Source organism: Streptomyces sp. NPDC034085 (assembly GCF_055575555.1).
The window spans coordinates 386,474-407,422 of the sequence record NZ_JBVISL010000006.1; the positions used below are offsets into that span (position 1 = coordinate 386,474).

General features: G+C 74.6%; 20 protein-coding genes. 13 read left to right on the forward strand and 7 right to left on the reverse strand.

Going from position 1 to position 20,949, the window contains the following annotated elements; all coding sequences use genetic code 11:
- The first annotated feature begins 30 nt into the window (after positions 1-30).
- From ACZ501_RS23090 to ACZ501_RS23105, 4 genes are all read left to right on the forward strand, one after another.
- Entirely contained in the window at positions 31-1,452 is a 1,422-nt protein-coding gene (locus ACZ501_RS23090) for a peptidase C39 family protein (protein WP_468797632.1), read from the forward strand.
- Between the two features lie 119 nt (positions 1,453-1,571).
- Positions 1,572-2,033 carry an SPW repeat protein gene (locus ACZ501_RS23095; protein ID WP_361603360.1) on the forward strand — a complete coding sequence of 154 codons (462 nt, stop codon included), beginning with the start codon at positions 1,572-1,574 and terminating at the stop codon, positions 2,031-2,033.
- A gap of 137 nt (positions 2,034-2,170) precedes the next feature.
- The gene (locus ACZ501_RS23100) at positions 2,171-2,323 is read left to right on the forward strand and encodes an SCO1431 family membrane protein (RefSeq protein ID WP_361603357.1); all 153 of its coding nucleotides are present in this window, start codon (positions 2,171-2,173) and stop codon (positions 2,321-2,323) included.
- 457 nt (positions 2,324-2,780) lie between these two features.
- The gene (locus ACZ501_RS23105; protein WP_361603354.1) at positions 2,781-3,953 is read left to right on the forward strand and encodes an acyl-CoA dehydrogenase family protein; all 1,173 of its coding nucleotides are present in this window, start codon (positions 2,781-2,783) and stop codon (positions 3,951-3,953) included.
- A 61-nt stretch (positions 3,954-4,014) separates the two neighbouring features.
- Here the strand turns inward: ACZ501_RS23105 and ACZ501_RS23110 are convergent, their stop codons facing one another.
- Entirely contained in the window at positions 4,015-4,281 is a 267-nt protein-coding gene (locus ACZ501_RS23110) for a hypothetical protein (RefSeq protein WP_468797635.1), read from the reverse strand.
- 320 nt (positions 4,282-4,601) lie between these two features.
- Here ACZ501_RS23110 and ACZ501_RS23115 point away from each other — a divergent pair, with 320 nt between their 5' ends.
- Positions 4,602-5,675, forward strand: a complete 1,074-nt coding sequence (locus ACZ501_RS23115) for an Rv3169 family protein (protein ID WP_361603403.1) — start codon at positions 4,602-4,604, stop codon at positions 5,673-5,675.
- Positions 5,676-5,703: 28 nt separating this feature from the next.
- Positions 5,704-6,795 (forward strand): phosphotransferase family protein, encoded by a 1,092-nt coding sequence (locus ACZ501_RS23120; RefSeq protein WP_468797638.1) that lies wholly within the window; start codon positions 5,704-5,706, stop codon positions 6,793-6,795.
- A gap of 28 nt (positions 6,796-6,823) precedes the next feature.
- Here ACZ501_RS23120 and ACZ501_RS23125 read toward each other — a convergent pair whose 3' ends face one another.
- The gene (locus tag ACZ501_RS23125) at positions 6,824-7,273 is read right to left on the reverse strand and encodes a hypothetical protein (protein ID WP_361603345.1); all 450 of its coding nucleotides are present in this window, start codon (positions 7,271-7,273) and stop codon (positions 6,824-6,826) included.
- Between the two features lie 217 nt (positions 7,274-7,490).
- Between ACZ501_RS23125 and ACZ501_RS23130 the strand changes: the two genes are divergently transcribed.
- The 4 genes from ACZ501_RS23130 (at position 7,491) to fxsA (ending at position 11,531) form a co-directional block, all read left to right on the forward strand.
- Positions 7,491-7,931 carry an Lrp/AsnC family transcriptional regulator gene (locus ACZ501_RS23130; protein ID WP_030011705.1) on the forward strand — a complete coding sequence of 147 codons (441 nt, stop codon included), beginning with the start codon at positions 7,491-7,493 and terminating at the stop codon, positions 7,929-7,931.
- A gap of 172 nt (positions 7,932-8,103) precedes the next feature.
- A complete protein-coding gene (locus ACZ501_RS23135) occupies positions 8,104-9,735 on the forward strand; it encodes an amidohydrolase (protein WP_468797641.1) in 1,632 nt (543 codons plus the stop codon).
- Between the two features lie 326 nt (positions 9,736-10,061).
- Positions 10,062-10,832, forward strand: a complete 771-nt coding sequence (locus ACZ501_RS23140) for a polyprenol monophosphomannose synthase (RefSeq protein WP_361603339.1) — start codon at positions 10,062-10,064, stop codon at positions 10,830-10,832.
- 87 nt (positions 10,833-10,919) lie between these two features.
- Entirely contained in the window at positions 10,920-11,531 is a 612-nt protein-coding gene (gene fxsA / locus ACZ501_RS23145) for an FxsA family membrane protein (RefSeq protein ID WP_468797644.1), read from the forward strand.
- 94 nt (positions 11,532-11,625) lie between these two features.
- On the opposite strand, the gene ACZ501_RS23150 is transcribed toward fxsA, so the two are convergent.
- The 3 genes from ACZ501_RS23150 to ACZ501_RS23160 form a co-directional block, all read right to left on the reverse strand.
- Positions 11,626-12,000: an RNA polymerase-binding protein RbpA gene (locus ACZ501_RS23150; RefSeq protein ID WP_007262928.1), complete on the reverse strand. Its 375-nt coding sequence runs from the start codon at positions 11,998-12,000 to the stop codon at positions 11,626-11,628.
- 346 nt (positions 12,001-12,346) lie between these two features.
- The gene (locus tag ACZ501_RS23155; RefSeq protein ID WP_362457133.1) at positions 12,347-13,729 is read right to left on the reverse strand and encodes an MFS transporter; all 1,383 of its coding nucleotides are present in this window, start codon (positions 13,727-13,729) and stop codon (positions 12,347-12,349) included.
- Positions 13,730-13,794: 65 nt separating this feature from the next.
- Positions 13,795-14,565, reverse strand: a complete 771-nt coding sequence (locus ACZ501_RS23160) for a glycerophosphodiester phosphodiesterase (RefSeq protein ID WP_468797647.1) — start codon at positions 14,563-14,565, stop codon at positions 13,795-13,797.
- Positions 14,566-14,765: 200 nt separating this feature from the next.
- Between ACZ501_RS23160 and ACZ501_RS23165 the strand changes: the two genes are divergently transcribed.
- Positions 14,766-16,268: an SCO1417 family PLP biosynthesis transcription factor gene (locus ACZ501_RS23165; RefSeq protein WP_362457127.1), complete on the forward strand. Its 1,503-nt coding sequence runs from the start codon at positions 14,766-14,768 to the stop codon at positions 16,266-16,268.
- A 130-nt stretch (positions 16,269-16,398) separates the two neighbouring features.
- Here ACZ501_RS23165 and ACZ501_RS23170 read toward each other — a convergent pair whose 3' ends face one another.
- Together ACZ501_RS23170 and ACZ501_RS23175 are read right to left on the reverse strand one after the other, a co-directional pair.
- Positions 16,399-18,021 carry a P-loop NTPase family protein gene (locus ACZ501_RS23170; RefSeq protein WP_468797650.1) on the reverse strand — a complete coding sequence of 541 codons (1,623 nt, stop codon included), beginning with the start codon at positions 18,019-18,021 and terminating at the stop codon, positions 16,399-16,401.
- Positions 18,022-18,138: 117 nt separating this feature from the next.
- Entirely contained in the window at positions 18,139-18,333 is a 195-nt protein-coding gene (locus tag ACZ501_RS23175) for a hypothetical protein (RefSeq protein ID WP_125605336.1), read from the reverse strand.
- Positions 18,334-18,723: 390 nt separating this feature from the next.
- On the opposite strand from ACZ501_RS23175, the gene ACZ501_RS23180 reads away from it, so the two are divergent.
- Together ACZ501_RS23180 and ACZ501_RS23185 are read left to right on the forward strand one after the other, a co-directional pair.
- The gene (locus ACZ501_RS23180; protein WP_361608891.1) at positions 18,724-19,125 is read left to right on the forward strand and encodes an ankyrin repeat domain-containing protein; all 402 of its coding nucleotides are present in this window, start codon (positions 18,724-18,726) and stop codon (positions 19,123-19,125) included.
- A 343-nt stretch (positions 19,126-19,468) separates the two neighbouring features.
- Complete coding sequence (locus ACZ501_RS23185; protein WP_468797653.1) at positions 19,469-20,866, forward strand: HEAT repeat domain-containing protein; 1,398 nt, start codon at positions 19,469-19,471, stop codon at positions 20,864-20,866.
- The last annotated feature ends 83 nt before the right edge of the window (positions 20,867-20,949 follow it).

Consider the following 20,949-nt stretch of genomic DNA (forward strand, 5'->3'; position numbering starts at 1 on the left):
ACCACCAGACCGACCCCCGGGGGACACGCGATGACCGCACCCACGCCACGCAGGGCCCTGCTGGCCGTAGCCCTGGCCGCCGCCACCGCGGCCACCGTCCCCGGCGGCCGCGCCTCGGCCGTCTCCGCCCCCGCCGCCGCCCCAGGGAAAACCGCCGGGCAGCCCCCCCAGCCGGAACCGGTACACGTCCCCGACGGCGGCGGGGCCCCCGCCCCGACGGTCGACAACCGGTTCTGGTACGCGTACGGCCACTGGCAGGCCGGCACCCACCGCGGCACCGCCGCCGCCGACGGCGCCCGCCCGGGCCTGCGGATCGCGACCCCGGCCGGCCGCACCGAGTACACCGACCCCCACACGGCCCGGACGTCCACCTGGGAGTACGCCACCTGGACCTCCCCGCTGCACCGTTCCACGGTCCCCGCCACCGAGGCCGTCGCCTCCTGGAACGCCCGCACCCCGGCCGGCAGCTGGATCCAGACCGAGCTGCGCCCCGCCTACACCGACGGTTCGCGCGGCCCCTGGTACGTGATGGGCCGCTGGGCCGCCGGGGACGGCGACATCCGCCGCACCTCCGTGGACGGCCAGACCGACGGCCGCACCATCGTGTGGACGGACACCCTGGCGGTGGACGCCCCGGCCGCGGCCGCGGGCCTGCGCATCTCCGGCTGGCAGCTGCGCCTGACCCTCCACCGCAAGCCCGGCACCGCCGCCGGACCCGTCGTCTGGCTGGCCGGGGCGATGTCCTCCGCCGTCCCGGACCGGTTCACCGTCCCCGCCTGCGCCCCCTCGGGGCGGCCCCACGAGCTGCGGGTCCCGCGCTACTCGCAGGAGGTCCACGCCGGCCGGTACCCGGAGTACGACAACGGCGGGGAGGCCTGGTGCAGCCCCACCTCCTCCCAGATGGTCATCGAGTACTGGGGCCGCAAGCCCAGCGCCGCGTCCCTCGGCTGGGTCCGCCCCGGCTACTCCGACCCGCAGGTCTGCCACGCGGCCCGCTCCACCTACGACGCCGCGTACAAGGGCTGCGGGAACTGGCCCTTCAACGCCGCCTACGCGGCCACCTACCGGGACCTCGCCGGCGTGGTCACCCGGCTGACCTCCCTCGCCGACCTGGAGACCCTGGTCCGGGCCGGCATTCCGGCCATCACCTCGCAGTCCTTCCTGGCGCACGAGCTCACCGGGGCCGGCTACGGCACCGCGGGCCACCTGATGACGGTCATCGGCTTCACCGCGGCCGGAGACGTGATCGCCAACGACCCGAACTCGGCGGACAACGACTCCGTACGGCGCGTCTACGCCCGCCGGCAGTGGGAGAACGTGTGGCTGCGCACCAAGCGGCACGACGCCGCCGGGAAGACGGTCTCGGGCAGCGGCGGCGTCTGCTACCTGTACGTCCCGGCCCGGCCGGACGCGGCGCAGGTCACGGCCCTGCGGGAGGTCGGGGTGCTGTGAGCGGGGCGCCCTGGGGACGGGTGGCGGGGCCCTGCGGAAAAGCCCGCTGAACCGAATGGCTTAACGGGCCGAATATGGGCATAAAGGGCATGTAAGGCTTCGCTAGGAGGCAGCCCACCATGACCACCCATTCGAGCATCGAACACCACCCGGACCTTGCCGAAATGCGGACTCGGTTCGAGAGGGTGACGACCACTCCCGCCGCGCAGGCCGTCGAGGCGCTGGCCCTGATCACGGGCCTGTATCTGGCGGCTTCGCCCTGGATAGCCGGGTTCAGCGTGCTGGGCCCGCTGGCCATCAACAACCTCATCGCCGGTCTGGCCTTCTGCCTGTGCATGAGCGGGCTGGGCTCGGCGTACGAGCGCACCCACGCGATGGCCTGGACAGCGGTCGCGATCGGCGCCTGGACCATCGTGGCCCCCTGGGTCATCGCCGGTGAGATGGACACGACCCGCAGCATCGTCAGCAACGTCATCACCGGAATCGTCGCCCTGTGCCTCGGCCTGGCCATGGTCGCCATGGGCGGGCGGCAGCGCTCGGCGCACCAGCGCGCGGCGCACCAGCGCACCACGACGCCCTGACCGGGAGGGCATCCCCCGCCGGGCCCCGGCCGCGCCTCCGCACATCGGAGGCCGCCGGGGCCCGGCGGCGTGAGCTGTGCCACCAGTGACCCTCCTCATATACCGCGAAAGCCTCTTACGCTGGCACATTGGACGGCATGACCGCACACACCGCCGCCCTCACCGCCCGCGCCCGCCGTCTCGTCGGGACCGGTGGCCCCCAGGAGGACTCCGCCTGGCTGGAGCACGTACTCGGCTGGACCCTGGTGGTCGTCGTGGCCATGTTCGTCACCCAGGTCGGCTGGCTGTAGCCCCGGTCCTGGACCGGCGTCCGGCCGGGATCGCGAGGCGGCGTGCGGGCCCGTAGGGCCCGACGCGGAGCAAGCGGCCGCCCGTTGCCCGCAGATGCTCCGTACGACGCCCCCTCCGTGGGCGACATCGCCCGCCCCTCGGGCGTCGGCGAGCGGCTGGTCGCCCACTCCCCAGGGGAGGGCTCCGCGTCACCGAGGCGTTCGTCCCGGACTGTCCGGCTCCTCCAGCGGCCCCCGAGGAGCCCGCGAGGCACCCGCGAGGCCCCCGGATGATCATGACAATCATGTACCGGTGACGTAAAGCGCCTGATCGGGCATACTCAAGCCGCCGCAGCCGCTGTTCGAGCCCTCCCGCGACCCGGGAGGGCAGCATCGGCTGTGCGAGACCGAGACCCGGCGGCGCGTCCCACACCTCACGCGTCGCCGCCGTGCCCGAACGAGGGAGGAGAGCGCCGCCATGACAGACCGCGCCCCGCAGCCGGTGGACCGTCAGCTGCCCACCGAGGAGTCCCGGGACCTCCTCGCGCTCGTACGCGAGATCGCCCAGCGGGAGATCCGCCCGCACGCCGCCGACGAGGAGGAGACCGGCCGGTTCCCCCGCGAGGTCTTCACCCTGCTGTCCGAGTCGGGGCTGCTCGGGCTTCCGTACGGCGGTGAGTTCGGCGGCGGCGACCAGCCGTACGAGGTCTACCTGCAGGTGCTGGAGGAGCTCGCGGCCGCCCGCCTGACCGTCGGCCTCGGCGTCAGCGTGCACTCCCTGGCCTGCCACGGCCTCGCCGGCTACGGCACCAAGGAGCAGAAGGCCGCGCACCTGCCGGGCATGCTCGGCGGCGGCCTCCTCGGCGCGTACTGCCTCTCCGAGCCGGCCGCCGGCTCGGACGCCGCCTCGCTCACCACGAAGGCGGTGCGCGACGGCGACGACTGGCTGATCACCGGCACGAAGGCCTGGATCACCCACGGCGGGGTCGCCGACTTCTACACCGTCCTCGCCCGCACCGGAGCCCCGGGCGCCAAGGGCATCACGGCCTTCCTCGTGCCCGGCGACGCCCCCGGCCTGACCGCGGCCGTTCCCGAGAAGAAGATGGGCATGAAGGGCTCGCCCACCGCCCAGCTGCACTTCGACGGCGTCCGCGTGCCCGACACCCGGCGGATCGGCGAGGAGGGTCAGGGCTTCACCATCGCCCTGGCCGCCCTCGACGCCGGCCGGCTCGGGATCGCCGCCTGCGCCATCGGCGTGGCCCAGGCCGCCCTGGACGAGGCCCTCGCCTACGCGCTCGGCCGCAAGCAGTTCGGGCACCCGATCGCGGACTTCCAGGGGCTGCGCTTCATGCTGGCCGACATGGCCACCAAGATCGAGGCGGGGCGGGCGCTCTACCTCGCGGCCGCGCGGCTGCGCGACGCGGGCAAGCCCTTCTCCCGGCAGGCGGCGATGGCCAAGCTCTTCTGCACGGACGCGGCCATGGCCGTCACCACCGACGCGGTGCAGATCCTCGGCGGCTACGGCTACACCGCGGACTTCCCCGTGGAGCGGCTGATGCGCGAGGCGAAGGTGCTCCAGATCGTGGAGGGCACCAACCAGATCCAGCGCATGGTCATCGCCCGCCACCTGGCCGGCCCCGAGACCCGCTGACACCGCCCCCGGACCCGGCCCCCGGCGTGCGCCCCGCGGCGTCCGCCCGTCCGGGCCGGGGTCAGGGGCTGTTGTAGAGCGGGCCGCTCGGCCAGATCGGCGACGAGGCGATCCGGGACCACTCCGGGTCGCGCCGCCCCGGCAGTGTCCGGCCGTCGGCGGCCCATCGGGCCAGCAGGTCGCCGTAGATCGGCGGGTCCGAGTGCCGCGGCCGGCCGTGCTGCGGGCCCGGCTCCCGGACCGCCTGCTGAACCGATTCTTCGTAACCCGGCCGGGTGGGGCGCCGCCTGCGCCCCGCTCTCGCCGAAGGCGTTTCGAGGGTGGTCATGCACCGCCAACGCAGGACCCGACGCACGGGTAACCCCTCCCCGCCCGCGCCCATCCGTTCGAGCCGTCCCACGCGCGCGGGGGCGCGCGCCCGGTGCCGCGGGCCCGGGGCGGCGCACTCCGGGGAGCGGCCCGGCCGGGTGTGGCCGGGAGTGCCGTGCTGTCAGGATGTGCCAGGGATCTGGCCGCGAGCGGGATATCTGACGTACCGTCATATCCGCTCAGCAGCCCTGCCCGCCCTGTGCCCCCCGGAGGTTTGCCGTGCCCGCGGACCGCCCCGTCGCCCTCGACGAGTACCCCGTCCACCAGGCCCCGCTGTCGATGAAGCACCACGTCAGCGGCGACCGCAACGCCTACGACCGCTGCATCTTCCACGTCTTCGACCACGCCGGCCGCGCCGTCCTCATCCTCGGGCTCGGCGTCTACCCCAACGCCGGCGTCATCGACGCGTACGCGACCCTGCGCCTGGGCGACGAGCTCCTCGCCGTCCGCGCCTCCGACGCCCTCACCGACGACCGGATGAACCTCTCGGTCGGCCCCCTCTCGATCACCGTCGACCAGCCGCTCAAGCGGCTCACCCTGCGCTGCGACCCCGACCCGGCGGACCCGCACGGCCTCTCCTACGACGTCACCTGGACCGCCGAGTTCCCCGCCGTCTGGGAGCCCCACCACATCCAGCGCCGCGGCGACCGCCTCATGCTCGAAGGCCGCCGCTTCGTCCAGGCGGGCAACGTCACCGGCACCGTCCGGGCCCGGGGCGAGGAGCTCACCCTCACGCCGGGGGAGTGGACCGGCACCCGCGACCGCAGCTGGGGGGTGCGCCCCATACCCGGCGAGGACGGCGGCCGGGCCGCCGAGGAGCACCGGCCCGAGGGCTTCCACTGGCTCTGGATCCCCGTCCGCTTCGAGGACCGCTTCCTGATGGTCATCGCCCAGGAGGACGCCGACGGCCACCGCACCCTCAACGAGGCGGTCCAGGTGTTCCCCGAGGGCAGCGGCCGCCACGACGTCCAGCTCGGCTGGCCGCAGACCGAGATCCACTACCGGTCCGGGAGCCGCCACCCCGAGAGCGCGGTCGTCCACCTCACGGACCCCTCCCGCAAGCCCCTCGAACTCGGCGTGCGGATCCTGAACTCCTCCCCGCTCGCCGTCGGCGCCGGCTACCCGCCCGCCGCCGACTGGCAGCACGGCACCTGGCAGGGCCGGGGCTGGACCGACCGCCGCGCCTACGACCTCTCCGACCCGGCCGCCCACCCCATGGCCGCCTTCGGCGTCACCGACCACTCGGCCCGCTTCACCCTCGACGGACAGACCGGCTTCGGCATCTTCGAGCACGGCAGCTTCGGCCGCCACGACCCCAGCGGCTTCGCCGACTACGCCTCCGTCGCGCCCTGACCCCGCCCCGAGAGAGGAACGGTCCCGCATGGCCACGGCACCACGTCCCCGCACCTCCACCCGCGAACCGGAGGAACTCGGCCGCCGCCTCGCGGCCTGGCTCGACGGCCGCCTCCCCGGCGCGAAGGTCGCGAACACATCCGTCCCCGGCTCCAACGGCATGTCCAGCGAGACCCTGCTCTTCGACATCGAACACCCCGACGCCCCCGTCCGCGCCTGCGCCCTGCGCCTGGCCGCCGACCCGGCCGCCTACACCGTCTTCCCCTCCTACGACATGCCCCGCCAGCACCGCGTGATGAGCCTGGTCGCCGAGCACACCGACCTGCCCGTCCCGCAGGTGCTGTGGCTGGAGGAGGACCCGGCCCCGCTGGGAGCACCGTTCTTCGTGATGGCCCGCGCCGAGGGCCGCGTACCGCCCGACGTCATGCCCTACACGTACGAGGGGAACTGGCTGCACTCCGCCACCGACGCCGAGCGCGCCGCACTCCAGGAGGCGAGCATCTCCCTCCTCGCCCGGCTGCACGACCAGTTTCCCGCGAAGGAGGCCGAGTTCCTCCTCCCGGCGGGCGAGGGCAGCCCGCTGCGCCGCCACGTCGACGCGCAACGCGCCTACTACGCGTGGGTGGTGTCCGGCCTGGCGCGCTCGCCCCTGCTGGAGCGGGCCTTCGACCGGCTGGAGGAACTGTGGCCCGCCGACGAGGGCGAGCCGGTCCTCAACTGGGGGGACGCCCGCATCGGCAACATCGTCTACGACGGCTTCCGGCCGGTGGCGGTCCTCGACTGGGAGATGGCGGCCTGCGCCCCGCGCGAGGTGGACCTCGGCTGGACGGTCTACCTGCACCGCTTCTTCCAGGACCTCACCGTCGGCTTCGGCCAGCCCGGCCTGCCGGACTTCCTGCGCCGCGAGGACCTGGAGCGCCGGTACGCCGAACTCACCGGGCACACCCCGCGCGACATGGAGTTCCACACCCTGTACGCCGCCCTGCGGCACGGGATCGTGATGCTGCGCATCGCCTACCGGCAGGCCCATTTCGGGGAGGTGGAGGTCCCCGCCGACCCCGACGGGCTGATCCTGCACCATGCCAGCCTGGCCGACATGGTGCAGGGCACCTACTGGTAGGAAGCGGACCGGCGGACCCGGTGGCGGATCAGGCGGCCTGCGCGTGCTGGCTCTTGCGCGGCAGCGGGGCCGCCTCCGGCCGTACGGGACGCGAGCCCGGGCCGCCGACGTGCGAGAACGGCTGCGTCCGCCAGTCCAGCCCCTGCGGCAGGCTCAGGTGCACGACGGGCTCCAGCTCCTGCTGCTCCGGCAGGAGCGCACCCAGCGTCGGCAGCGCGTCCGCGACCGGGCGACCGGTGCCCGCGCACACCGTGAGCCCGAACGGGTTCCACGGGGTGAGGCACAGCGCGTGCTGCGGCAGGTGCTCCTCGTCGGCGACGAGGGCGATCGACTGCCCGCAGTCCGGGCAGACCGCGTGGCGGACCTCGAAGTCCTCGGCGTCGCCGGGTTCGAGGTACTCCCCGTCGTCCGCATAGCCGGCCTCGACGGATTCCAGGGGCTCCGGTTCGGTGCGACCGGCGCGCTTGGTGTTCAGCATGGATGTACTCCCCCTTGGGTGGGCCGGGCGGGCAGGTTCTTCGGCCACGGCCACACCAAGCACTTCCCGCCACGCGGCACGAGTAACCACAAGAGCGGGATGTACGCCCGTACAAGCCTGTGGCTTTGGTCACATGCCCGCCGCAGGTGCCACTTCTGCGTGGACACCGCTGTGCCTGGAGCCGCTCGGGGCAATAGGTTGTGCGGCTATGAGCGCAATGGAGGAGTTGGACCGCCAGATCGTTGATCTGCTCGTGCGGGACGGGCGGATGAGCTACACGGATCTGGGCAAGGCCACCGGGCTGTCCACGTCCGCGGTCCACCAGCGAGTACGCCGGCTGGAGCAGCGCGGAGTGATCCGCGGCTACGCGGCCGTCGTGGACCCCGAGGCGGTGGGCCTGCCGCTGACCGCCTTCATCTCGGTCAAGCCGTTCGACCCGAGTGCGCCGGACGACATCGCGGACCGGCTGGCGGGCGTGCCCGAGATCGAGGCGTGCCACAGCGTGGCCGGCGACGAGAACTACATCCTCAAGGTCCGCGTGGCCACCCCCCTGGAACTCGAGGACCTCCTGGGCCGCCTGCGCGCCCTGGCGCACGTCTCCACCCGCACCACCGTGGTCCTCTCCACCCCCTACGAGGCCCGCCCACCGCGCGTCTAGTCGGACTCCGGCCCCGCCGGCGTTCGAGGCGCGGGGTCCGGGGCGGAGCCCCGGGGAACAGCCGAAGGGCGGGCAGGGGACCGGCCCCGCGCGGCGGCACCCCGCAGCCCCCGCCCGACCCCCGCGCCACCCGGGGCAACCCGCGGCCGGCCCAGGGGCGAGACTGGTCCCCATGAGCGACCGCACCCCCTCCGCCGACGCCGCCGGAGCCTCCGCCCCCACCCGCACCGTCCTCCTGCGCGGAGGCGAGGTGCACAGCCCCGCCGACCCCTTCGCCACCGCGATGGTCGTCGAACGCGGCCGCGTCGCCTGGGTCGGCTCCGAGGGCGCCGCCGACGCCTTCGCGCAGGGCGTGGACGAGGTCGTCGACCTCGGCGGGGCGCTCGTCACCCCCGCTTTCACCGACGCCCACGTCCACATGACCTCCGCGGGCCTCGCCCTCACCGGCCTCGACCTGACCGGCGCCGGCTCCCTCGCCGAGGCCCTCGACCTCGTACGGGCGTACGCCGCCCGGCGGCCCGCCGACCGGGTGCTCCTCGGGCACGGCTGGGACGCCTCCGTGTGGCCCGAGCGCCGCGCACCGCGCCGCGCCGAGCTCGACGAGGCGGCGGGGGGCCGCCCGCTGTACCTGAGCCGGATCGACGTGCACTCGGCCGTGGTCACCACCGCCCTGCTGGACCTCGTCCCCGGAGTCCACCCGCACGGCGACGAGCCGCTGACCCGCGACGACCACCACGCCGTCCGCCGGGCCGCGCTGGCCGCCGTCACCCCCGCCCAGCGCGCCGAGGCGCAGCGCGCGGCCCTGGACCGGGCGGCCTCCCTCGGCATCGGCTCCGTGCACGAGTGCGGCGGGCCCGACATCTCCTCCGCCGAGGACTTCGCCGGCCTGCTGGCCCTGGCCGCCGGACGCCCCGGCCCGCGCGTCTTCGGCTACTGGGCCGACCGGGACCTCGACCTGGCGCGGGAGCTCGGCGCGGCCGGCGCCGCGGGCGACCTCTTCATCGACGGCGCGCTGGGCTCGCACACCGCCTGCCTGCACGCCCCGTACGCCGACGCCCCGCACACCGGGACGGGCTACCTGGACGCCAGGGAGGTCGCCGAGCACGTGGCCGCCTGCACCGACGCCGGCCTCCAGGCCGGGTTCCACGCCATCGGGGACGCGGCCGTCGAAGCGGTGACCGAGGGCGTGCGGGCGGCTGCCGAGAAGGTGGGCCTCGCCCGGGTGCGGGCGGCCCGGCACCGCGTCGAACACGCCGAGATGATGACCCCCGCCACCATCGCCGCCTTCGCGGAGCTCGGCCTCACCGCCTCCGTCCAGCCCGCCTTCGACGCGGCCTGGGGCGGGGACGAGGGGATGTACGCGGACCGGCTCGGCGTGGAGCGGGCCCGCACCCTCAACCCGTACGCCGCCATGCTCAAGGCCGGGGTCCCGCTCGCCTTCGGCTCCGACGCACCCGTCACCCCGCTCGACCCCTGGGGCACGGTGCGGGCCGCCGCCTTCCACCGCACCCCCGCCCACCGGATCTCCGTACGGGCCGCCTTCGCCGCCCACACCCGCGGCGGCTGGCGGGCGCTGGGCCGCGACGACGCGGGTGTCCTCGTCCCCGGCGCCCCGGCCGACTACGCGGTCTGGCAGACCGGCGAACTGGTGGTCCAGGCCCCGGACGACCGGGTCGCCCGCTGGTCCACCGACCCCCGCTCCGGCACGCCCGGCCTGCCCGACCTGAGCCCGGGCGGCCCCCTGCCGGTGTGCCTGGCGACGGTGGTCGGCGGCCGGGAGGTATTCGTACGCCCACAGGGGTGATCCACCGGGCCTCGGTTCGGTACGGGCGGCCCGACCCGGATAGGTTCGGCCGGGTCCACCACCGGACGTCCCCACCGGACGGCTCCGTCCGCTCAGCGCGCCCGCGCCTCGGGGGCGAGGGAAGGTTTCGCCGGTGGGGGCACCCCCCGGCGCCAGCGGGGGGAGGGTGGCCCCGGATCGGGCCCGGCGGCCCAGTAGACAACGGTCACGGCGGCCCGCAGCCAGCGGGAGCCGGTCCGGCCCGAAGGGCCGCCGGTCCCGGTCGCCGGCTGTTCTAAAATCGTCCTGTTGTGACGGGATGTACGAAGAACACACAAGGGGACCCAGTGAGCGACGGCGGACAGCGGACCTACGGGCCGCTCGGCACCACCCTGGTGATCATTCCGACGTACAACGAGGCCGAGAACATCGGCCTGATCACCGGCCGCGTCCGCGCCGCGGTCCCCGAGGCGCACATCCTGGTCGCGGACGACAACAGCCCCGACGGCACCGGCAAGCTCGCCGACGAGCTCGCAGCCGCCGACGACCACATCCACGTCCTGCACCGCAAGGGCAAGGAGGGCCTCGGCGCCGCCTACCTTGCGGGCTTCGCCTGGGGCCTGGAGCAGGGCTACGGCGTCATCGTCGAGATGGACGCCGACGGCTCCCACCAGCCGGAGGAGCTGCCCCGGCTGCTCACCGCGCTGGGCGGCGCGGACCTGGTGCTCGGCTCCCGCTGGGTGCCGGGCGGCCGCGTCGTCAACTGGCCCAAGAGCCGCGAGTTCCTCTCCCGCGGCGGATCCACGTACTCCCGGCTGATGCTCGACGTCCCGATCCGCGACGTGACCGGCGGCTACCGCGCCTTCCGCCGCGAGACCCTGGAGGGGCTCGGCCTCGACGAGGTCGCCTCGGCGGGCTACTGCTTCCAGGTGGACCTGGCCCGCAGGGCCGTCCGTAAGGGCTTCCGCGTGGTGGAGGTGCCCATCACCTTCGTCGAGCGCGAACTCGGCGACAGCAAGATGAGCAAGGACATCGTGGTCGAGGCCCTGTGGCGGGTCACCCAGTGGGGCCTGAAGGAGCGCGCGGCCAAGCTCACCGGAGGCACCTCCGCCCGGTAGCCGGAGCCGCCCCCGCCCCGACCCCTAGGGGACGCCCGGTACCTCCGGCTGAGCCCGCTTTTACGGGGGTCCGGGCACACTGGGGGTATGACGACCGGCACTGGTTCCCCGAGGACCGGCACATCGACGGCCTCCCGGCAGCGCTCGCGCGCCCGTACCCTCATCCCCCTGGCGGTCGCCGCCTGGCTGGTCCTGGAGATCTGGCTGCTCGGCCTGGTCGCCGGGGCGGCCGGCGGGTTCACCGTCGCGGCGCTGCTCGCGGGCGGGCTGGTGCTCGGCGTGGTGGTCATCAAGCGCGCCGGGCGCCGGGCCTTCAAGAACCTCACCCGCAGCTTCGAGCAGGCCCGGGACCAGGCGATGGCGGGCGGCATACCGGCCGCCCCGCAGCCCGCGAAGGGCTCCGGCAACGCCATGACCATGCTCGCCGGGCTGCTGCTGATCATGCCCGGACTGCTCTCCGACCTGGCCGGCCTGCTCCTGCTGCTGCCGCCCGTACGGGCCTTCGCGGGCCGGCGGGCCGGGCGCACCCTGGAGCGGAAGATGGCGGCGGGCGTCCCGGGCGGCTTCGGCGACGCCTTCACGCAGGCCCGCATCCACCACCCCGACGGCAAGGTCGTCCAGGGAGAGGTCATCCGCGAGGACCGGCCCGAGCAGCGCCCGGGCCCCGGCACCGGCTACCGGCCCCCGCTGGCCCCGTAACCCGTCACGCCGGCTCAGCGGAAGGGCCGGGAACGCCGAGGGGCCCCGCCACATGTCGTGGCGGGGCCCCTCGGCTTGTGCGCTGTGCCCGCGGTCAGGCGGACTTGCGGCTGTCGCGCGGATGCACGGCGATGTTCATGGCGCCGGAACGCAGGACCGCCAGCCTCTCGGCCAGCACTTCCTCCAGTTCCTCGCGGGTGCGCCGCTCCATGAGCATGTCCCAGTGCGTTCGCGCGGGCTTGCCCTTCTTCTCTTCGGGCCCGTCCCCGTCCACCAGGAGTGCCATGGCGCCGCACGCCTTGCACTCCCACTCCGGCGGAATCTCTGCCTCAACCGAGAACGGCATCTCAAATCGATGTCCGTTCTGGCATGCGTACTCCACCGCCTGGCGCGGGGCCAGATCGATGCCGCGGTCCGTCTCGTAGCTGGTAACCACGAGCCGCGTACCGCGGAGAGCTCGCTCACTCATGAATCGTGCCTCCCGGGCTTGTCGCCCACAGGACAGGTGTCGCTGTCGTCGTCATCCGGTCAACGTCCGGTCGGCGGTATAGATTCCCGCTCCGGGTCACGCGTCGCCCGTCGTGCCGCCCCTTGTTGTACCCACCAGTGCCCGTTTTGTCACATCTGGCAGCAGATGTCACCCAACGTCCACACTTCTTAAGCGCGCAGTAACGGTCCGCCTGGCAGGCCAAAGGCGTACACTACCGGCCCTTTGCCGCAACGTCGAAATTCGTTCGGAATTCGTTCGTGGGTCCGGGTGGCCGACGGGTGGCGGGCGGGCCGGATCCGGGCCCGGCCGGGCCCGGATCCGCGCTTCAGAGGCGTACGGGAACAGGATTGCCCGCCGCCTCCACCGCGCGCCGCACCGGCACCCGCGCGAGCAGCACGAAACCCAGTGCGAAGAAGACCACCAACGAGATGATCGCGTCGCGGTAGCTGCCCGTGACCTGGTAGGTCAGGCCGAAGACCAGCGGCCCGACCCAGCTCAGCCCGCGGTCGCTCATCTCGTACGCCGAGAAGTACTCGGCCTCCTTGCCCGCCGGCACCAGGTGCGAGAACAGCGAGCGCGACAGCGCCTGGCTGCCGCCCAGCACCAGCCCGATCATCGCGGCGAGCGCGTAGAACCACACCGGCGTCCTGGCGGGCAGGAAGTAGCCGGCCGCCAGTGTCAGCGCCCAGGCGGCCAGCGAACCGAGGATCGTCCGCTTCGCCCCGTACACCCGCGCCAGCCGGCCCATCGCCAGGGCGCCCGCCACCGCCAGCACCTGGACGAGCAGCACCGCGCCGATGAGCGTGGACTGGTCCAGCTCCAGCTCCTCCGAGCCGTAGACCGAGGCCTGGGAGATCACCGTCTGCACGCCGTCGTTGTAGATCAGGTACGCGAGCAGGAACGACAGGGTCAGCGGGTAGCGCCGCATGTCCTTGAACGTGGCCACCAGCTGCTTCCAGCCGCTGACCGCCGGGGCGCCGCCCGCCTCCCGGACCACCGACCGGTCCCGCAGCCGGCGCAGCGGGATCAGCGCGAAGGCCCCCCACCACAGGCCGGCCGAGGCCAGGCAGACGCGTACGGCCTCGCTCTCGGAGAGGCCGAAGGAGTCGTGGCCCAGGTACAGCGCGAGGTTCATCACCAGCATCAGCGAGCCGGCGGTGTAGCCGAAGGCCCAGCCCCGGGAGGAGACGGTGTCCCGCTCGTCGGGCGTGGAGATCTGCGGGAGGTAGGCGTTGTAGAGGACCATCGACACGGACAGGGCCGCGTTCGCGACGATCAGCAGGAAGCCGCCCAGCAGGTAGCGCTCGCCGCCCAGGAAGAACATCCCGGCCGTCGCCGTGGCGCCGGTGTACGCGGCCACGGCCAGCAGCGGCTTCTTGCGTCCGGTCCGGTCGGCGACCGCGCCCGCCAGCGGCATGAGCAGCACGGCGAGGATCACCGACGCCGAGACCGCGTACGCGAAGAAGGATCCGGCCCGCACGGGGATGCCCAGCGGGTGGACGTAGCCCTCGGCGTCCGCGGCGGCCTTCGCCACCGAGGTCAGGTACGGGCCGAGGAAGACCGTGAGCACGCTCGCCGAGTACACGGACACGGCGAAGTCGTAGAAGTACCAGCCGCGCTGTTCGCGCCTGCGTGCGGCCGCCGCCTCCGCGGACGGTCTGCCGTCCTCGGCCCCGGGCTCCGCCCCGTCCGTTGTCTGCGCGCTCACCGAGAGCCCCCTCGCTGGTCCCCGTACCGCACGGTCCCGGCCGGCCCGCGCGGGCCGGGGCGGTGTCAGGCCCAGGCGCCGCGCCGGTCCAGCACCGTGCGCAAGATGTCGATCCGGTCGGTCATGATGCCATCGACACCCAGGTCGAGGAGAGCCTCCATCCGTTCCGGTTCGTTCACGGTCCACACGTGCACCTGGAGCCCCCGCTCGTGCGCGGTCCGTACGAAGCGCCGGTCGACCACCCGGATGCCCCCCTGCGCCTCCGGCACCTGCGCCGCCACCGCGCCCGCCCGCAGGGCCGCGGGGATCGCGAAGGAACGCAGCCGCAGCCCGACCACGCCCCGCACCCCGTACGAGGTCGCCAGCCGCGGCCCGGCGATCTTGTGGGCCCGGGCCACCCGGCCCTCCGAGAAGGACCCCACGCACACCCGGTCCCACACGCCCGCCCGGGCGATCAGGTTCACCAGCGGGTACAGGGCCGACTCGTCCTTGAGGTCCACGTTCCAGCGGGCGTCGGGGAACTCCTCCAGCAGGTCCTCGAACAGGGCCAGCGGCTCAGTCCCCGCCACCCGCGCCTCGCGCACCCGGCTCCACGACAGCTCCCGGATCCGGCCCCGCATGTCGGTGACCCGGTCCAGGGTGGCGTCGTGGAAGGCCACCAGCTTCCCGTCGGCCGTCGCGTGCACATCGGTCTCGAAGTACCGGTAGCCGGCGGCGGCGGCCCCGCGGAAGGCGGCCGCGGTGTTCTCCAGGCCGTCCGCGGCCCCGCCCCGGTGGGCGAAGGGGATCGGAGCCGGGTGGTCCAGGTAGGGGTGCCGGAGGCGTACGTCAGTCACGGCGGCAGTATGCCCGCTGCCTCCCGGGAAAAGGGAGCGGCGAAGCGGCCGGCGGGTGAACGGGCGGCCCCGGAACGCCCGTGCGGTCCCCCCTGGCCCCCGTGGACCGCTCCATGACACTCTGGGGCCGCGCAGTCAATCCAATGCCGGCCCCGGCCCCCGCACGCCGAGGCCAATTCGACGAAGGTGGACCGGACGCCATGGCTCAGTGGACCTCAGCGGTCGGTGCCGCGCAGCTCGCCCGGCTCATCGGCTCCCAGCAGGACCGGCCCGCGCCGCCCGGCGCCCGCAAGGCGCCCGCGTACCGCACCCTGGCCGACGGCATCCGGCTGCTCGTCCTCGAGGGCCGCGTCCCGGTGGCCGCCCGGCTGCCCGCCGAGCGGGAACTGGCCGTCGCCCTGTCCCTCAGCCGCACCACCGTCGCCGCCGCCTACGAGGCCCTGCGCGGCGAAGGTTTCCTCGAATCCCGCCGGGGCGCGGGCAGCTGGACCTCCGTACCGGCCGGGAACCCGCTCCCCGCCCGCGGGCTGGAACCCCTGCCGCCGGAATCCCTCGGTTCCATGATCGACCTCGGCTGCGCCGCCCTCCCGGCCCCGGAGCCCTGGCTGACCAAGGCCGTCCAGGGCGCCCTGGAGGAACTCCCGCCCTACGCCCACACCCACGGGGACTACCCCGCCGGGCTGCCCGCGCTGCGCCGGATGCTCGCCGACCGCTACACCGAGCGGGGCATCCCGACCATGCCCGAGCAGATCATGGTCACGACCGGGGCCATGGGCGCCATCGACGCCATCTGCAGCCTCTTCGCGGGCCGGGGCGAGCGGATCGCCGTCGAGTCCCCCTCCTACGCCAACATCCTCCAGCTGATGCGCGCGGCCGAGGCCCGCCTCGTGCCCGTGGCGATGGGCCCTGGGCTCAGCGGCTGGGACATGGACGTCTGGCGGCAGGTGCTGCGCGACTCGGCCCCGCGCCTCGCCTACGTCGTCGCCGACTTCCACAACCCGACCGGGGCCCTGGCCTCGGAGGACAGGCGCCGGGCGATGGTCGAGGCGGCCCGGTCCGCCGGCACCGTGCTGATCGCCGACGAGACCATGGCCGAGCTCCGGCTGGACCCGGAGCTCGACATGCCGCGCCCGGTCTGCTCCTTCGACCCGGCCGGATCGACGGTGATCACCGTCGGCTCCGCCAGCAAGGCCTTCTGGGCGGGCATGCGGATCGGCTGGGTCCGGGCGGCCCCCGACGTCATCCGCAGCCTGGTCGCGGCGCGGGCGTACGCGGACCTCGGCACCCCGGTGCTGGAGCAGCTCGCGGTGAACTGGCTGATGCGGACCGGCGGCTGGGCGGAGGCCGTCGGCATGCGCCGCGAGCAGGCCCGCGAGAACCGGGACGCCCTCGTCGCGGCGGTGCGCCGGGAACTGCCGGACTGGGAGTTCGAAGTGCCGCGCGGCGGGCTGACCCTGTGGGCCCGGGCCGGCGGCCTGTCCGGGTCCAGGCTGGCCGAGGTGGGCGAGCGGGTCGGCGTCCGCGTCCCCTCGGGCCCCCGGTTCGGCGTGGACGGGGCCTTCGAGGGCTACGTCCGGCTCCCCTTCACGGTGGGCGGGCCGGTGGCCGAGGAGGCCGCCGCCCGGCTGGCGGCGGCGGCCCGCATGGTCGCCACGGGGGCGGGCGGCAGCGGGGCGGAGCCGCCGCGCACGTTCGTGGCGTAGCCCCCCCCCGTACGGATCCCGGTGGCTGCGGCGCTCCGACGGTGTCCTGCGCCCCACCCGGGTCGTCGCCGAGCCGGGCCGGGCGTCGGGACCCCCTGGGGCGCCTGGTAGCCGCGACCCGCCGGGCCGCCTACGGCGCCTCCGCCGGGACCTCCGGCGACTGCGGGGCATCCGCCGAGGAGGGCTGGGGCCGGACCTGGAGCGCCCTGCCCGGGACCGCCGGGCCGCCGCCGCCCTGCCCGGGCGCCTGCCGCTCGGGCAGCAGCTCGCGTACCGCCTGCCGGTGGGCGGGGTGCGCGGCGTCGTCGTACGGGTCCGGCGTGGCCGGCACCTGGAGGCGGTGCACGGGCCCCGTCCCGAGCCGCGCGTACCCCCGGCCCGGCGGCAGCTGCGGGGGCGGAGTGGTGTGCGGGGGCAGCCCCAGCACGTCGGCGACCTGCTGGACGGGGGCGGGGCCGAGGACGACCCGGGCGCGGGTGTGCTGCCAGACGGCGTCGTTCAGCAGTTCGAGGTGGTCGAAGTGCTCGGCCACGACCACCGTGACGTGCGCGGCGCGCCCGTGCCGCAGCGGCACCTGGAGCGGGGCGAGGGGATCGGGCCGGCCGTCGGCGGCCGCCAGGTGCGCGAGCACGCTGGGCCGGTCCAGCAGGACCCATAGCGGGCGCCGGGAGTCCTCGGGTGCGGGGCGGCCCGCCTCGCGGGCCCGGTGCGTGGCGATCAGGCGCCGCTCTGTCTCCTGCGCCGCCCACTCGACGGTGGCCAGTGCCCCGCCGGGGCCGCACTCGACGGCGAGGACGCCGGCGCGGCCGGTCAGGCAGGCGTACTCGCCGCTGCCGCCGCCCTCGACGATCATCACGTCGCCGCCGTCCCGCAGGGCTTGGAGGGCGATCGAGCGCAGCAGGGTGGAGGTGCCGCTGCCGGGCTGGCCGACGGCCAGCAGGTGCGGTTCGCCGGAGCGGGGGCCGGTCCGCCAGATCACGGGCGGTACGTCGGACCGCTCCTCCCCTTCCAGGACCGGGAGGGTGCGCTGCACGCCGCCGGGGTCGGTGAAGCCGAGGACGATCTCGCCCGGGGAGGTCACGTACGGCTGGGCGGCGATGTCCGCGGGCAGCGGGGCGAGCACCCGCAGCTCCAGCTGGTTGCCCTCCTCGTCCCAGTCGAAGCGGTACTCCCGGCCGCGCCCGGCCTTGGCGTGCAGCAGGGCCTCGATCCGGGCGCGCGAGGCGCTCTCGCCGTCCGTGAAGTAGGCGGGGTAGCGGATCAGCAGCCGGCTGACCCGGCCCGCCGCGTCGAACTCGTAGCCGCTGAAGGCCTCCTCCCAGGCACCGCCGTGGGTGAACAGCGGGCTCGGGTCCTCCGGGGCGGAGAAGTAGGGCACGAGGGCCTCGTACAGCGAGCGGAGCCGCTCGGCCTCGGCTTCGCCGGGCCCGGACGCGGCCGGGGTGCGGTCCCGTCCGTGCCAGGCGGCGGCCGCCATGAGGGTGAGCAGGGCGGCGAGGGGGCCGTAGGGGACGATCGCGACCACGAGGACGCAGGCGGCCCCGAGGAAGAACGCCGGACCGCGCCGCTCCTTGGGGGTCGCGGCCCACGTGCGCCGCGCCGAGGAGGCCAGGACGCGCAGGCCCCGCCCGATGACGATGAGCGGATGCAGGACGTCGGTGGCGCTGTCGGCAGCCGTGCGTGCGAGGTCGCGGCCCCGGGTGAGCGACGCGGTGCCGCTGGTGAGGATGCGGGGGAGGGGGCGCCGGGCCACGGTCGTCTCCTGGAGTCGTGGTGGTGCGGGAACGGTGGCGTCAGGGCCCGGGCGCTGCGGGACGGGCCGGAGCCCGGGGGACGGGGCCGCGGGCCTGATCGCGGTGGGCCGGGGCGGCTAGAGCTTGATCCCGCCGAGCAGGCTCGCCAGGCTGGCCGTACTGGCCGTGATGCTCGGGGCGATCGCGGAGCCGGCGAGGAAGAAGCCGAAGAGCCCGCAGACGAACGCGTGCGTGAGCTTCATCCCGTCCTTCTTGAAGAACAGGAAGCAGATGATGCCGAGCAGGACGACACCTGAGATGGACAGGACCATGTGACGTTCTCCTGACGAGTCGAGGCTCCTGGTGGGTGGTAACGATCACCATCAGTTGTTCCAGGCTCACAGGAAGTATCAATGCGATAAAAGGTGCATCCGGGTGAATACTGTCTTTTTTCACTTGACCGGCCGCTTCTGGCTGGCGCCGCCGTCACCCCGCGGTGCGGGCGCGCCGTCGCCCGGCATCCTTGCCTCGGACCGGCCCCGTCATGTCCCCGCACGGGCGCTACCCTGGCGATTCACCCGTACGGACGCAGTGCCGTGCGCCGCCCTGCCCTCCCGGCCTGGGGAAACTCCTGGTGGAAGCGGCGGGGCGCGAGCGGCGCACCGGGTGGCGCGCCGACTGCGGCGTGCCGACGAGCCGGAGACCGAAAGGCGGTACGACCGATGAGCGAGCACCAGGACGCCCCCGACGAGGACGTCATCGAACTGGCCGGCAAGATCTTCGACCTCGCCCGTCAGGGTGAGGCCGCGATGCTGGCCGCCTACCTGGACGCCGGGGTCCCGGCGAACCTCACCAACGACCGCGGCGACACCCTCGTCATGCTCGCCGCCTACCACGGCCACGCCGAGGCCGTCACCGTCCTGCTGGAGCGCGGCGCCGAGGCGGACCGCGCCAACGACCGCGGCCAGACCCCCCTCGCGGGCGCCGTCTTCAAGGGGGAGGAGGCCGTCATCCGCGCGCTGCTCGCCGGCGGCGCCGACCCCCACGCCGGAACTCCCTCCGCCGTGGACACGGCCCGCATGTTCAACAAGGCCGACCTGCTGGAACTCTTCGGAGCCAAGTAGTCCGCTTCCGCCCGTGCGGCGCCCGGCCCCGACGGCCCCGCGACCTCACGGCTTGGTCACGGCGCCCTTAAATGTGGTCGCGGCGCACAAACCGCCTGGGTCATCATGGCGTCGGATTCGATTCGCGGACATGACGGACGGGCAGGGTCGGGCTGGACACGAAGGGTGTGTCCCCACCCACCCCTGCCGCACCGGCCGGCACGGACGCGAAGCACCGACGAGAGTGAGAAGGCAATGGTCTACATCGAGCGGAACCAGACGGCGGACGTCCTCACATGCTGTTACGCGGCTCTGTGAATCCCGATTCCCGGTCGCGTCCCCAGCTTGATTTGAGGCCATTCCCATGTTCGAACCAGTCATAGCGCCGAGCGGCACCCTGCTCGGGCTCCTCCAGCGGGGCCGCGGCGACGGCACGCTGCACGCCCTCGCCGCACCCAGGCCGGAGGCCCTCGCGGCCCTCAACCAGTGCGTGCTGCGCGACCCGCGCCAGGACTGGCAGGTCGAGAACCGCTCCCTGTACTACGCACGCCTCTACCTGGACCTCGACGGCCCCCTCGGCGAGATCGAGGCCCACCTCTTCGGCGCCGAGGACCTCCTCGACGAAGAGGACCACCGGACCGGCCTCGCGTTGTCCGTGCTCGGCCACCTGGCCTCGTACGGCCGGGACGACGCCCTCATGCTGCTGCGCCGCTACGCCGCCTCCGGGGCCAACTGGGCCTGGGCCCTCGACGAGCTCGCCCTGCGCGACGACGACGCGGGACTGCGGTCCCTCGCCGCGCCCGTCCTCGCCCGGTTCCCCGCCGGCGCCGAGGGCGAGGCGCTGCTGGCCGCCGCCGTGCGCGACGCCTACGAGCCCCGCCCGTGGGCCCTGTGGGAGGAGCTGCCCGCCTACGCGGGACGCCTGAGCGCCGCCCGCCGGCAGGGCTCCTTCGACCGCTGGCAGCGCCAGATGACCCCCAGCGGCCCCCGCCCGGAGTGGGGCGTCCAGGCCGTCTTCGACTGGGCCGCCGACGGACTGCGCCGGGGCACCCCGCTCCACGTGCCCGCGGCGCGCTGCCTGGCGGCCGTGGCCGCCCCCGAGGACCGCTCCGCCGTCCTCGCGGCCGCCGCCGGAGCCGGCGGTGAGGCCGCCCGGGCCACCGCCCTGCACCACCTCGTCCTGGCCGAACCGGAGAACCCGGCCGTCCTGGACCTCATCGAAGCCGCCGGGGACGAGCCCGCCGTGGCCGCGTACGAGCGGATGTGCGGCCCCGCCGCCCTCGAACGGGCCCGGCTCTGGGTCCACCGCCCCGACGCCCTGGGAGCGGCCGCCGCGGCCCTCCTGGCCGCACGCGGCGGCCCCGACGACGCCGACCTGGTCCTGGGGGCCCTGCGCGACACCGTCCGCGGCTCGGGCCCCGACTCGATCCGCCTCTTCGCGCTGGTCGACGGCGCGGGCCGGCTCTCCATCGGCTGCGCGGCGCCGGTCCTGCGCCACGTCTACCGCGAGACGGCCTCCTCGCACCTGCGCGGGCGCGCCGCCCGCGCACTGGCCGCCACCGACCCCACCTTCGCGGCGGGCTTCGCCGTCGAGTGCCTCTGGGACTGCGAGGAGACCACCCGCGAGGTGGCCGCCCGGCACGCCGAGACGGCCGACGCCCGGGTCGCCCCCCGGCTGCGCCGCCTGGCCGCGGACCCGGCGGAGGAGGAGGACGTCCAGTCGGCCGTCCGCAGCCGCATCACCCCCGAGTCGGCGGTGTGACCCCGGGCCCCCCTCCGGGGGCTCCGCCCCGCGCCCGCCGGCGTCCCGGTCGCGCGAGCGGCGCGGCCGGCGGGCGGGCAGGG

Coding starts and splice junctions, on each gene's coding strand:
- ACZ501_RS23180 (WP_361608891.1), top strand. CDS start 18,724: ATGAGCGAGCACCAGGACGCCCCCGACGAGGACGTCATCGAACTGGCC.
- ACZ501_RS23125 (WP_361603345.1), bottom strand. CDS start 7,273: ATGCTGAACACCAAGCGCGCCGGTCGCACCGAACCGGAGCCCCTGGAA.
- ACZ501_RS23115 (WP_361603403.1), top strand. CDS start 4,602: ATGAAGCACCACGTCAGCGGCGACCGCAACGCCTACGACCGCTGCATC.
- ACZ501_RS23150 (WP_007262928.1), bottom strand. CDS start 12,000: ATGAGTGAGCGAGCTCTCCGCGGTACGCGGCTCGTGGTTACCAGCTAC.
- ACZ501_RS23165 (WP_362457127.1), top strand. CDS start 14,766: ATGGCTCAGTGGACCTCAGCGGTCGGTGCCGCGCAGCTCGCCCGGCTC.
- ACZ501_RS23110 (WP_468797635.1), bottom strand. CDS start 4,281: ATGACCACCCTCGAAACGCCTTCGGCGAGAGCGGGGCGCAGGCGGCGC.
- ACZ501_RS23175 (WP_125605336.1), bottom strand. CDS start 18,333: ATGGTCCTGTCCATCTCAGGTGTCGTCCTGCTCGGCATCATCTGCTTC.
- ACZ501_RS23185 (WP_468797653.1), top strand. CDS start 19,469: ATGTTCGAACCAGTCATAGCGCCGAGCGGCACCCTGCTCGGGCTCCTC.
- ACZ501_RS23130 (WP_030011705.1), top strand. CDS start 7,491: ATGGAGGAGTTGGACCGCCAGATCGTTGATCTGCTCGTGCGGGACGGG.
- fxsA (WP_468797644.1), top strand. CDS start 10,920: ATGACGACCGGCACTGGTTCCCCGAGGACCGGCACATCGACGGCCTCC.
- ACZ501_RS23090 (WP_468797632.1), top strand. CDS start 31: ATGACCGCACCCACGCCACGCAGGGCCCTGCTGGCCGTAGCCCTGGCC.
- ACZ501_RS23120 (WP_468797638.1), top strand. CDS start 5,704: ATGGCCACGGCACCACGTCCCCGCACCTCCACCCGCGAACCGGAGGAA.
- ACZ501_RS23135 (WP_468797641.1), top strand. CDS start 8,104: ATGAGCGACCGCACCCCCTCCGCCGACGCCGCCGGAGCCTCCGCCCCC.
- ACZ501_RS23095 (WP_361603360.1), top strand. CDS start 1,572: ATGACCACCCATTCGAGCATCGAACACCACCCGGACCTTGCCGAAATG.
- ACZ501_RS23105 (WP_361603354.1), top strand. CDS start 2,781: ATGACAGACCGCGCCCCGCAGCCGGTGGACCGTCAGCTGCCCACCGAG.
- ACZ501_RS23100 (WP_361603357.1), top strand. CDS start 2,171: ATGACCGCACACACCGCCGCCCTCACCGCCCGCGCCCGCCGTCTCGTC.